This window comes from Janthinobacterium sp. 13 (assembly GCF_002749695.1).
GTDB lineage: Bacteria > Pseudomonadota > Gammaproteobacteria > Burkholderiales > Burkholderiaceae_D > Janthinobacterium > Janthinobacterium kumbetense.
Window position 1 is genome coordinate 5768139 of record NZ_PEEQ01000001.1, and the last position, 13046, is coordinate 5781184.

Sequence of the window (13046 nt, forward strand, 5' to 3'; positions counted from 1 at the left end):
GGATAGGGGCCGGGCATGTAGGCCTATCAAATGATGGCAAGGTCCGGTCGTCTGCCAGCTCACCCGAGACGTATTATTTCGATAAATTTGCCCACGGGAAATTTCTCCATTAATATGTCATGAAGCTAATATCCATGACATAGCTGGGCCGGGAACCAACCTAGGTGATGGAGGCGCAGGTAAGTTACTGGCCCCTGCCTAGGCTGCCGTCGTGCAAGCTTCATCCTGAAGGCATTGCCACGGGCAAGAATGATTGTGCCTAGCTCCGAGATCCTTGCGAATGCCAAGATAATCCCCAATGTGGTCAGTCCTTTCTCGCAGGCCCAGGCGATGAATGGAATGGATGCCTTCCAGCGAAATGCAATGCATATTTGCGAGGGATGCGCGGTTTCGACCAAGTGCGTTGCATTCATGCAATGCAACAGATTACCCTCGATGGCTTAAAGCCATGGCTTCGCAAACGTAGCCTCGGCGCCGGATGTCTAGCCAGCTCGATCCTCCTCCGCATGGGCAGGGAGGCGAGTAGCACGTCAATTCAGGCAGTATGATAGGAAAGAATAATGGAAGAATTCGCGACACAAGAAACAAGCTTCCCGAATGACCTGCTTGACTGGGCGGGGCATCACTCAGGTGGGGTAAAGCGGCTTTTTGATCCTAGTAGTGGCCGTCCTGGGAAGGAATTGCTGAGGACAAACCTAATCTCGCGCTTGGAGGATTGGTCACGCAAGATATCCGACGGCCAAGGCAACACCCCCAGGATACTCTTGCTGGTGGGGGGGCCTGGGAACGGCAAGACGGAAGCGATCGAGCACACGATCCGTTGCATCGACGATGGGCTTGCCGCCGGTGGGCGCCTTGTGGACCAGCTTGCCATTGCGTTCCATCCGCTTCCTGGCAAGGCCGTACCTAGAAGTGTACGTGTCGACGCGGGTAGTTTCTTTCCAGGTGAATATCCTTTCGAGCTACAGATCATCCAAGACGCGTCGACGGTCGCTGGGCATGAAGGGCGCAATGCGCCAGAGCTTCTTATCGAAGAGTTGTTGGCGCTGCTGGACGGCCCTGTCTCCGCCCATTACCTGTGCTGCGTCAATCGAGGCGTGCTTGACGATGCCTTGATATTTGCAATCGACGAAGGCCTGGACGAGGCTCGGAAATTGCTTGAAGCCATAACACGGTCGGTCAGCCTTTCGTCTAGTGCTCCCTCATGCTGGCCGCTGAAGGGCTTTCCCTCGATCGCGATCTGGCCAATGGACGCGGAGTCCTTGATGATCACTCCTGAGGATGATTCGCATTCCCCAGCGGCTAGGTTGCTAGAGCACGCGGTCAACGCCAAATATTGGCCAGCCCCGGCGGCTTGTGCGGCCGGGGGGGACTGTCCATTTTGTCATAGCCGGGCCCTGCTTGCGAACGATGACTTCCGTGCCAACCTGCTCAAGCTCTTGCGCTGGTATGAACTAGCCAGCGGGAAGCGATGGAGCTTTCGCGACCTCTTTACTCTCGTCTCGTACCTGCTTGCAGGTCACCGCCCCGATGGCGACGGTCAGAAGGGCAGCCCTTGCGAATGGGCTGCATACCTGATCGAACAGGATAGGCTGGGACAAGTCGCGTCGAACCCAAGCAAGCATCAACTCGCTGCTATTTTCAAGGTCGTCATGTCCGGCTATCAACACGCACTTTTCCACGGATGGAACCCGGAAGCGGCCGTGGTCCTGCGACAGGGGATGAAAGACCTCGGCATGGGCAAGGAGTCAAGCGAGGGCCGCACATTGCTGGGTCTTCAGCATTTCCTCGCCGAGCGCAAGGATCCATACTTGCCCGCGACCATATCTAGCTTGCTCGATAGCCTCGTCCGCCTGCTCGACCCCGCGTTGGCCAGCCCAGATCATGAAGTTCCTGTCAACAGTCGCAGCAAGATCATGCTGGCTGATCTCGACCTACGATTCAGTCGCTCGCTGGTTGGTGGCATCGAGTTTTTACAAAGATATAAGGTAATGTCCTCGGTCGAGCTCGACCTGCTACGACGACTTGCGAAGGTCGATAATTTCCTTTCGTCGTCGCAGCTTCGTCGCAAAAACCCTAGTGCGGCAAGTCGGATGCAACGATTGATACGCGATTTTTCATGCCGGTTGGTCCGGCGTAGCATTTGTAGTCGCTCGGCAATAGTCGCAGATGCCGAAATACTTGAAGCCTTTCGGCAGGTCGTGGACCATGACGAGAAGGGACAGCGGCTATTTGAAGTAGCGAGGCAGGTCAAGAATTTATTGAACAAGGGAGCCGGGTTTGAAGTATCCCTAACCACGACATTCGGACAACCCTTGCCGCCACGGCAACGACAGGCAACCCTGGTCGTCCCGGTGAGGCAAGTGAGGATGCTACCGGTCTCCATGGAAGGGCGACCGCGCTCCCCGATCGCCTACCTTGCCGTCGGTTCGGGCAAGTCTTCGCAATCCATTCCGCTGACGTATGACCTCTTCAAGGCCGTCAAGGAATTGGACCGAGGCCTTTCACCTGCATCCCTGCCGAGCACGGTCGTCACCTTGCTTGATACGACGAAGGCCATGTTATCGGGGCCGATTGTCAGGGATCTTGATATGCTCTCGGACGCGAGGATCAGAATTGGAATCGATGGAACGGAAATTGGCAGTTCTTGGAACGGATTCGTTGCCGCCGAAGCCGGAGATAAAGCATGAGCTTGGAAAACTTCTTCTCCTTTCCTTGGAAGACCTCCCACAAGACCTATCGAGAGTCTGCGCTAGCCATTAGTCCTGCGCCCGAATACGCGAATTCCGAAGTGCTCCTGGCCTCGCTCTATCGAGTCATTGGCTACGACGACGTCAAGGAGGGAGGGGTGCCGGCCGCTGGACGTGACTTGGAACAGCGACTGCAACGATTACGCGACCGCCGCCAAGCTTCGCCGGAAGGAGCAACGTTGGGCGTCGACACTTGGAATACCTTGCTACATGGCGTGCTCGAAAGTCCGAAGTTGCCCAACCAGTCCGCGAAGCGCTTCCTGCAAGTGACTCCCCTAGTCCCGTCTGTTGCATTGGTTTCAGGGTCGGCCCGCTTGGCTGGTAGTCCTTGGTCTCCAGGCATTCTGGTTCGCAGGATGGTTTGGCTCGGTTCCAGGAACGACGCCGCAGCGTCGGCACTCTGGAATGACTTATTCGTCGCGCTCGGCGTAGGGCAGGATGATGACGTGTTCGCACGCTGGCTTGAGCAAGAGACCTTGGCCTGGGGAATTCGTTCGCCTTGGAAGCTTGCCCCGATACCTGCATCGGAGGTTTCAAATTTCGTCGAGGAAGACTTCGACGGCATTCAATTCATGCCAGCGAAACAGTTTGCAAAGGACTTGCGGTCAATTATCCACGCAAAGGGTTCGATGACGCGCCGCCAGTGGACAAGCCTGTTAGAAGCCGTTCTCCGCTTGGCCATGGTGGCGCACGTGACCTGGTTGTGCGACGTGCAAGTGAACACGTGGCATTGCCTGTCGGCGGCACTGGCAGGCCAGGGGCCCGCCGGAAGCACCGAGGCCCGGGCGCAGGTTTTTCCTGATGATGCACAATATATGATCTACGGGGGCAAGGCACTGAATGGACTCAAGGACAAGGCATCTAGCTACCTGGCGGCACGGTTGGGTATCAATGCAATCTTGTGGTCACTGGACAGCATCGGGGCGCCATATGAAGGACATATTTCCTCGAGCAACGACATAGCGGCCCTTTGTGACCACGTTCGCTGCAATCGGCGTGCACTGGAGGCATTGGGCCTCGCATCGCGGATCGAGGACCTGCGGGACCGCGAGGCCCGTGCCCTCGGCTGTAACAAGGGCATAGGGGCAAATATGCTCGAGTTCGCGCGGCATTCGCTTGGCCAGCGAATCACGGCCGTACAACTATTAAAGGGATATGACCAAGGGTACGTCTTGAAGAAAAAGGGAAGCAACCAGAGCAGTCCATGGGTAGTTTCGCTGGGGCCCGTCGCGGTATTGGCATTGGTCCATTGTGCATTGGCAGGCATGGGCGGGCCACGTTCCATCCATCGGCTCGCCCAGCATCTCGCGGCCTATGGAATTGCCGTCGATCGCTATGATATTGCCCGGAACGACCTTGGCCAACAACTCCGAATGCTTGGGCTCGTGCTCGATAGCCCGGATGCGGAGAGCGGGATGCTCTTGCTTCCGCCATTCCTTGCCCCAACGCTTGCAGAAGACGAAAAATGAATAGACTAGTACAAACGCTCTCCACCATCATCCGGGACAAGGTCAAGGACAACATCAAGGGCGCGGGAGCCAAGATAGAGTCTCGATTCATATTCCATGGCCCGCCATTGGAGTTGCTTGAGGAAATATTCGCTGAACTGACGTCGGAGGGTGGCATCCCGGTGATAGTTGGTGCCACCGGCGTTCCAACTACGTTGCCAGTGCTTCTCCAGCTGCCGCGCGACGGCATGTGCGGCGCGAATCCGCATATCGGAGCGTCGGGGCGGTGCGACGATAGCCACTTGCTCCACATCCGCAATGATCCGAATAGCGCGAGTTATGTGGCGCTCATGCCACCAGGGCAACATACGAACATGTCCGTCGCGTCGACGACGGAGGAGTTTGGCGTCAGTGCTTCATGCAATACCAGTCATGCGGCTTTCGATGTTTGGTGGCGGGACGGATTCGTCCAGCACATCGTAAGGGAGGGGTTGCGCCTTGCAGGCATCGAAAGCGCATCCATCGATGAAGCGACGATGATCGTAGAGCTTTCAGCCTCGGCGGTCGACGAGGTCGAACCCAGCAATGGAGGGAGGGATGCGGCTTGGCGCTTGATTTCACGCATATACTCGATTGCGGATAATTCCCACGGCCTTGCATCGGGGGCTGCGCTTGCCCTTGCCTGCGGCGTTCCCCCCATGGCAAATGGTAGCGTCGCTGCGAAGGCCCAGCTAGGAAGCCTCAAGGGCGTCGCCGAGGAACTTGTGGATGGTTTCAAGGCTGGCATTGACAGCTTGGCGGCCAGCGGAAGCGCGGATGCCGCAACCAGGGATGCACTCATGGCGCTCCTCGCGCATGTCCGTGCGAATTGTGAAATACCCACTTCGTTCGAGCGCGCGACTGCCGCCTTCTACCTGCCATCGAGAGCCACAATCCTTGAAGCACCGCCTTCATGGTGGAAGATATTGACCGTCGAATGTTGGGGGGAACTCTTGTCCGATGAGCCGGAGGACGTGGCCGGAGACCTCCAGATCGCGTGCGTCAACCCAGTCATCCCTATTGGCAAGGGCATGCCAGCCATCGTGTGGGCTGACGTGGAGCTAGAGATCTCTTCGCCGGATAGCAGCGATGCAGGCGCGATCGACGTGTTGTTGACGGGCGGATCCCAAGGCAAGGGCGGCACGCAAATTCGCTTGAACGGGGTGGAGCCGCTACGAGACTCCCCTCCCTCGGGCGGGCAGCGAAGCCCGATCAGCTACAAGGTCACGGGGGAGGGCCGCAAGCCCGCGATACAAAAGGTAATATCGATGGCTAGTTGGACTCCTGGTATTGTCGTTACTTGTCGTCTTGCTAAGAAGCTGTCTCCCCCGAAGAAGCCGCGAAAGGGGAGTCTCGGCATCAATTGGGAGTCGACACTTTCCTTGCCAGGTCCAGGGCGTTATGAATTAATCGTGTTCGTCGCCCCTGGTGCCACTATCGTGGGTGCGAGAGGGGTTGCTGACGATGCTACAGAGCAATTGGGCGAGGAGCCACAACCGGTTGCCATCCTTCTCTTGCGAAGCGACGAGTATCAAGTCGAGATCGAGGCCGAGGGGAAATTCCAGCTTGAGATTAGCTTCAAGCCTGCGGGGGAGCGTGTCGTCCAGACCTGCAGGGTTTATATTTCCTGCGAAGAAACGAAGGAAGAGGGCTGCAAGAGCGAGTTCGAACGCCTAATAAAGCTCAACCGCCGGCATCTTGATAAGTTCGATGCCAAGGCTGTCATTCATCTTGATCGCCACGCACGGTTGTCCAGCCTTCAGTCATGGATGCTTGACGATGAAAACGTGGCGAGGTCCTTCCTCCCCGTCGTGCTGGCGGACGATTACGTTACCCAATGGACTTCGCCGGATTGGAGCGCGACCCACGGGCCGATCCTGTCGCAGGCCCGGTTCCTGCATGACCCACGTCCTCCAATCACCTTCTTCCAGCCACCTGCTGGGTTTGTCGAGGCGCGAACGCGGATTGCGGCACGTGTTAGGGAGAGCAGCGACTACGCAGGCCTTCTTGAGTCAGCCCCGCTAGGGAAATGGATGGTACAAGACGAGGGTTTCCGTGCCCTGGTGGAGGCCTATCTTGATGCGTACATGGCCTGGCTTGCAACCGACCACGACATTGCTTGCTGGGTCGACGCAATTGCCGTTTGTTCCCGTGAGTCCCAGGGCCGTACCTTGTCACGAATTCCGGATGCGATCATCCTTTCACCTCTCCATCCCCTGCGGTTGGCATGGCATTGCCTTGCACAGCGAGTGCTTTATGGCGGTGCACATGGAGACGGAGATCGGCCATGCCCAGCGGCTAGTATCCTCGATCCCGACTGCATTCCCGACTTGCTAACGATGTCGCTGCAGTCACCAGGTGGGCCATCTGGCATTGAACTCGTGAATTTTCTGTCCGTCGAGTGTAGTTCTGACTACTGGTCGGTACTATGGAATGGTGCACGCCTTGGAGACATTGCTGATAAGTCACGAGCAGCGCCGTTTGACAATGAGCTAGGTCTTGTGGTGGGCGGCATCTCGAGTGGATTTAGTCCGGCCCAGGTTGGGCGTGCACTGGAAGACGTATCCGACTTGCTTGCAGCCAAACCCATCATCAGCCTCGTCGTTTCCAGTGCTGGAGGTGCAACCGATGCCTGCAACGACGGGCTAGCAAATTGGTGTCTCAATCGGTTTGGTAGTGGGGACAAGGCAGCGTCGCGGCAATTGGTTGGCCCGAGAATGCTTGAAATCTTTGACTCCCGGCCTCCGGCTTCCCGCCCAGACCAAGCCACCATCGCCAATCTATCCGACGACACATCGAACAACGTGCGCTGGTATGACACGCAACCAGCGGGCACGAATCCCGATTTGGGAATCATCGCCCAGCTTGACTCCGCGCAGCCGCAATGCACGACAGTTGGTATGCGTTCCCCCCTGAGCATGGGGGGACTTATCCGTCATCGCGTGCGGCGCCAGTTGCACGGTGCCTTCCTTAGCGAGTCACGCCAGGGATTGGCAATGCCTGCCAGCGGCGACATCTTTGGGGATAAGGTCGCAGCATGTATCGTCGCCCTGGAAAACAGCCAGGCATCGTCGGCTGGCCTTCAGTTTGCGCCGAACGTGCACGCCATTGCAGAAATGCTTGAGAAGAAACGTGCTGGATTCGTCGCCGTCTCGTCCTCCGCGATCGATCCCGCATGCTTCCTTGGTGGATGGATCAAGGGCACCTACCTCTGGGACTATGACCTCCCGTCATACTCACATCGTGCTGGCGATACAAGTGGCTACTACCTGCTTTCCCAGGTAAAGGAGGCTGATCGTGACGCTCTTCGACGTGCACTCCAGGGCCTTTCTGGTGGTGATGGATTATCTGATGTGCAGATCGAGGACATCTTGCTCGAGGTGGCTAGGAGGGGGATCCCGACGGTCCGGGGGCTTTCTGGGGACGATACAGGTGCGACCGGCGACCTCGGCCTGTTTCTCGCCGTTCGCCTGTTGCAAGACCGATTCCGAGTTTCAGGCAACCTTGACAGCTTGCTTCCGATTCTCGCTGGTACCGCCCAGGATGCCACCCTTTCTATCATAGTTCCAGTGGATCCGTTCCGTGGCTATCTCTCCGACCTCGCTCGTTCGCTCGGCACAGACAGGAAGGAGATTTCACTGTCACGTCCAGACCTGCTTGTGATCGGCATTCACGCCACGGAAAACATGATTCGCTTGCACCTGACGCCCGTCGAGGTCAAGTGCCGCCAGCAAGACACGATTTTCAGCCCGAATGATGCAAGGGAGGCCTTGGGGCAAGCGCAAGCCATGTCTGCGTTGCTGGCAGCGCTAAGTGAGCGGGCAGTGGGATCGGCGCTTTGGGAACTTGCATATAAACACCTGTTGCTGTCGATGGTTGGCTTTGGGCTACGAGTCTACAGCCAGCAAGAAGGTGTCGCGACTCAAGCCGCGATGTGGGCTAGCTACCATGAGCGGGTCGCTTCGGCTATCCTTGGGCCAGGCGCACCAATTTCCATCGATCCCAAGGGGCGGCTGATCGTCGTGGACGGTTCGCAGAGCGATGCGCGGGATCACGATGGCGATGGATTTAACGAGAGCATTTTCATCTCTCCCAGGGACGCTTGGCGGATCGTTGCCGGCGACGCGCAGCATTTCTATGACATGGTACGGGAGAAGGTTGGGGCATGGGATCTCCTTCCTCCTGACGCCACGCTCGCTTCCTCGGGGGGCGTGGCAATCCGTCCCGTAGCTCCAGCTCCCGCCGTTTGCGGGAAGGAGGATGCACTTGGCGACCAAGCTAGTGCTGGAGTGGATGTATCCGCGCTCCAGTCCACGGTAGACGTTCTCGTAGAGCGCAATCCTGTTGTTGCAACCCACGCCGATGTCACCCCAGGCCAAGCAAGTCCTGGCATTATCCTGTCATTGGGGCGAAGCGTCGATGGGTTTGAGCCGCGAGCACTAACCCTTAACCTTTCTGATACCCGTCTTAATCAATTGAACATAGGCGTAGTCGGTGACTTAGGAACTGGCAAGACCCAGCTCCTAAAGTCACTTATTTTTCAGATCGCGACGGCGCACCAAGAAAATCGTGGCATTAAGCCGAGATTTCTCATCTTCGACTACAAGCGCGACTACAGCAGCCCTGACTTCGTCCAGGCTACTGGCGCCAAAGTGGTCCGGCCGACACGATTGCCGCTAAACCTATTCGATACGGCCTCGATCGGTGAGTCAGTCGCGCCGTGGCTTGATAGGTTTCGATTCTTCGCCGATGTCCTGGATAAGGTGTATACCGGCATTGGCCCGGTCCAGCGCGACAAGCTCAAGGGGGCAGTGCGTAGCGCGTACGAGTCCTGTGCTGGCCAAGGAAGGTCGCCGACGATCTACGATATTCATTCTGAATATCGTAGATTGCTTGCTGGGAAGTCAGATTCGCCCATGTCGATCATCGACGACCTGGTCGACATGCAAGTCTTTGAGATGGATCCAGCAAAGACGAAGCCATTCGATGAGTTTCTTGATGGAATCGTAGTCATTTCCCTCGACGCAATGGGCCAGGATGATCGTAGCAAGAACATGCTTGTCGCCGTAATGCTGAATATGTTCTACGAGAACATGTTGAAGACGCCCAAGCGTCCTTTTGTGGGAACAGATCCGCAGCTTCGAGTAATCGACTCATACCTCTTGGTCGACGAGGCGGACAACATCATGAGGTACGAATTCGACGTGCTCCGGAAGCTGCTGTTGCAAGGAAGGGAGTTCGGCACAGGGGTGATTTTAGCTTCCCAGTATCTCAGGCATTTCAAGACCCCTGGCACTGATTATAGGGAACCATTGCTCTCCTGGTTCATTCACAAGGTCCCGAACGTGATCCCGGCCGAACTAGGCTCCCTTGGGTTTACTGCGGACCTCGGCGACCTGTCCGAACGCGTTAAGACCTTGCCGAATCATCACTGTCTCTACAAGTCGTTTGATTCATCAGGGGAAATAGTGCGCGGTCTCCCGTTCTATGAGTTGGAGAGGAGCGACAAGACGAACCGAGGGTAAATAGCCGCGACGAAGGAGTTATTGAATAAGTAATTTGTCATTTATGCCTTCTGGAATTGGCAACACGCTGGGGCACTCTTCGTGGATGTGGAGGGCCCACTTCATGCTACAGACCTATCCTCGTGGAACTTTGCAGGGCTAGGGCCATATGCGATACTTGCTGCCTAGCTCGGATGTTTCCCGCCTTGCATCGGCAGTTGGAATTTGCATGGCGGATTGCCTGGGCATGGGTATTACTCGTCCATGGGATGTTGTCCTCTTGCCAGCACATTGCATGCAATAATGTCATGCACATCGTGTTTACGAGCCGTGCCTTGCTGCTACCGCTGAGGGCGGGTATCGGCACAACGAGGCTCCCCTGGACATCAACCCAGCAAATAGTTAAAATCAAGTCGAAAGTGGAGAATGATGTTAGGTTCCTATGGCTCTCTGGGAGCAGTTGTTATATCCTACTGCCCCGCTTGCATATGATTGCCCGCGCAAACCTGCCACCCTGGCAATAGAGCCGTTGGAGAAATAATGAATTACATAGAGCTTTTCGCTGGTTGCGGAGGCTTATCCCTTGGCCTAAAATCCATTGGCGGTAAGATGCTGCTTGCCAACGAGCTATCGCCGATGGCAAGCGAAACCTTTTCGTACAATTTGCTGGGCGAGTCATTGGCAACGCTTGCAATAAATGGGTTACCTCCAAAACAGCCGCTTCGCACAAAGTGGCTTAGTAGCCAGCACGAATTGGCGGACTTGGCCGCTCGCTTGAACGAAAATCCGCACGAGTTCCCATCCCTTGGCCAAGGCATATGCGATCTTCGAAGCGATGGCCGTGACATGGGTGGATCGCTGATTGTCGGAAGCTTGGTCGAGCTAAATAAATGGCTCAATGACCCAGCGAACAAGAATGCCATGGAGTTGCTGAAGGATGGGTTTGGCAACGGCAACATTGACCTCGTCTCTGGGGGACCTCCTTGTCAAAGTTTTAGCATGGCTGGGATGCGCCAATATTCCAATGCGCGAAATGTCCTGCCTTGGGAATTCGCCAAGTTCGTCCAACTAACCCAACCAAAGTTCGCATTGCTGGAGAATGTCACCGGGATCCTGCGACCTTTCGTTGTAGAAGGCAAGAAAGTCTATGCATGGTTTGAGGTTGCCCAGGCATTTGCCCAGATTGGCATGGAGCAGGCTGATGCATCTTATGGCTATGTGCCAATATGCTTGCACGTTAACGCAAAATTCGCAGGCGTGGCGCAGAATCGCCCTCGGTTCATAATGTTGTCTATTCGAAAGGATGTGTACGATAGGCTCGGGACTCTGTTGCCGGCCCGTGACCGTGCAATTCTGCATTCGTCCGAGGCATTCTTCGACAAAATCAGGACGAAGCAACCTGTCGAGCTACAGGATTTGCCACTGCATGACGCGGACAAGAACCCAGGTTTATTCTCGGAAACCTTCTTGGAAGGCTTGGTAAATGGAGGGGCGACATCGGTGCTCGATGCGATTGACGATCTACGTTCGGAAGCAATAGAACCTTCCGGTTACGTTGACGTCATTAACACGCAACTGTCTATTGGCCTGGAAGGCAAGCCAAAGGCTAACCACGTTTATCGGAAGCATTGTATTGATGTAAAACGCCGCTTTCGAATTTATCAAGTACTGAACAAGGTCGGGCAAGAAACCGCAAGTGCAGCACTCCGGATCCTGAAACGGAAAAGGGCGACCCTGGACGATGCTGCCTGGACCGAGCTACGTGCGCATGCATTCTACGTGAAGCAAGGGGAACCGTTCGCATGTTTTCAAACGAAGGCGGAATTGGAGGACTTCTTGATGGATCACGAGACGGGCAAGCATAAGCAGAAGGCAATGGTCGCTGGCATGCCTGCCCCTGCCGCCTTGTCGATTCCCGATGACATGTGCCACTATCACGAGGATCAAGCTTGTTTACGCACTCTCACTGTTCGTGAAATGGCACGTATACAATCTTTTCCAGATAGATTTACTTTTTGCTCAAAAGCCACGACTGGCGGCAAGGCACGTAGGTACGAAGTACCCCAGTATACGCAAGTAGGTAATGCAGTTCCCCCATTACTTGGCCGTGCCCTAGGTCTTATTGTCCAAGATCTGTTGAATATATATCAATCAGCGGGTGATAACGTGGAAACTGAATTGATGGCCGTTCCGGCTTAATTTTCCTTGTTGCAAAGGAAATGGCAAAGGTAATTGATGATCATGAAAACTTCAGTACTCTAAAAGCATGGTCAATGTAGAAATTGGGATATCTCGAAATATGCACTGACATGCTTCTTGGCCAGCCATGCATGATTGCGTTGCGTACCCGCCTTGCGAGTCTAGCGCACGCTGGCACCCAGGACGTTAATAATTCTCGATACCACACTCGGGGACTGCGAAATGGTAGACACCCTTACCCCTGCGGAACGCTCCGCTCGCATGGCACTTATTCGTAGCAAGGATACTGTGCCAGAGTTGGTGCTTCGAAAGGCGATACATGCGCTGGGCATGCGTTATCGACTTCATGCAAAGGACCTCCCAGGCAAGCCAGACCTTATATTTCCGCGCTACCACAGCGCCTTGTTCGTGCATGGGTGCTTTTGGCATAGGCATGAAGGATGCAAGGTTGCAACCACACCGAGGTCTAATACCGATTTCTGGATTGAGAAATTCAATAAGAATACTCGTCGGGATGCCCGCACCATCCATGCACTCGAGTCGCTGGGGTGGAGGGTGATAATCGTGTGGGAGTGTGAAGTCTCGACCGCGGCAAGGGCTGGAGCAACCGCAAAAAGAATCGCTGAAATCATCAGGCGCGACTCGTGATTCCTTTAGGCTGCCTGGAATATCCATTAGCTATGGCACGGGTCCACCCGCAAGTTTTTCCGGACGCGCCTTTTTGTGCATCGCTTTTATTGACGGCATCATATCGTTGCTTCCGATCCTCGAAAGGCCTAGCCGATGATGAAGAGACAGCTTGGACCTTGCTAAAGTGCATGCACTATTGTGCTCTTTGATCCTCCTCATATGCCTGCGATACTTTCGGTAAAACTTGGGACAATGGAAGGTGGCATCAGATCGCTTTAGCGCAACAGATGCCGGAAGTTACGCATTTTTCCTAGCCGCTGTCATGGGATATTGTGATCTATGGTTACTTTGTTTCTAATTCGAAATTTGCATTCCAAATCGGGCAGCTGTTCAGAAGCGGACTTGATGCTGATGAAATATTTCCCAAATTGTCGAAGCGTTTTCAATTGCCATTGCTTCGCGACCTCGCAATCCAG

At 55.3% G+C, this 13046-nt stretch carries 5 protein-coding genes; all 5 read left to right on the forward strand.

The genetic code is table 11. From position 1 onward, the window contains the following. The first annotated feature begins 560 nt into the window (after positions 1 to 560). The 5 genes from CLU94_RS25365 to CLU94_RS25390 all read left to right on the forward strand — a co-directional run bounded on the left by CLU94_RS25365 (position 561) and on the right by CLU94_RS25390 (position 12588). Positions 561 to 2690, forward strand: coding sequence for a hypothetical protein (locus tag CLU94_RS25365; protein WP_099667682.1), 2130 nt, complete (start codon positions 561 to 563; stop codon positions 2688 to 2690). Beyond that, positions 2687 to 4219, forward strand: coding sequence for a hypothetical protein (locus tag CLU94_RS25370; protein WP_099667683.1), 1533 nt, complete (start codon positions 2687 to 2689; stop codon positions 4217 to 4219). The genes CLU94_RS25365 and CLU94_RS25370 overlap by 4 nt, the downstream gene beginning before the upstream one ends. Next, on the forward strand, positions 4216 to 9762 hold the full coding sequence (locus tag CLU94_RS25375; RefSeq protein WP_099667684.1) for a hypothetical protein: 5547 nt from the start codon (positions 4216 to 4218) through the stop codon (positions 9760 to 9762). The genes CLU94_RS25370 and CLU94_RS25375 overlap by 4 nt, the downstream gene beginning before the upstream one ends. A 519-nt stretch (positions 9763 to 10281) precedes the next feature. Continuing rightward, on the forward strand, positions 10282 to 11940 hold the full coding sequence (locus CLU94_RS25385; protein WP_099667686.1) for a DNA cytosine methyltransferase: 1659 nt from the start codon (positions 10282 to 10284) through the stop codon (positions 11938 to 11940). Positions 11941 to 12162: 222 nt separating this feature from the next. Then, positions 12163 to 12588: a very short patch repair endonuclease gene (locus CLU94_RS25390; RefSeq protein WP_099667687.1), complete on the forward strand. Its 426-nt coding sequence runs from the start codon at positions 12163 to 12165 to the stop codon at positions 12586 to 12588. Positions 12589 to 13046 lie beyond the last annotated feature (458 nt).

Bases quoted from the DNA above. Each gene is read 5' to 3' on its own strand.
- CLU94_RS25365 (WP_099667682.1), top strand. From the start codon at position 561: ATGGAAGAATTCGCGACACAAGAAACAAGCTTCCCGAATGACCTGCTT.
- CLU94_RS25370 (WP_099667683.1), top strand. From the start codon at position 2,687: ATGAGCTTGGAAAACTTCTTCTCCTTTCCTTGGAAGACCTCCCACAAG.
- CLU94_RS25375 (WP_099667684.1), top strand. From the start codon at position 4,216: ATGAATAGACTAGTACAAACGCTCTCCACCATCATCCGGGACAAGGTC.
- CLU94_RS25385 (WP_099667686.1), top strand. From the start codon at position 10,282: ATGAATTACATAGAGCTTTTCGCTGGTTGCGGAGGCTTATCCCTTGGC.
- CLU94_RS25390 (WP_099667687.1), top strand. From the start codon at position 12,163: ATGGTAGACACCCTTACCCCTGCGGAACGCTCCGCTCGCATGGCACTT.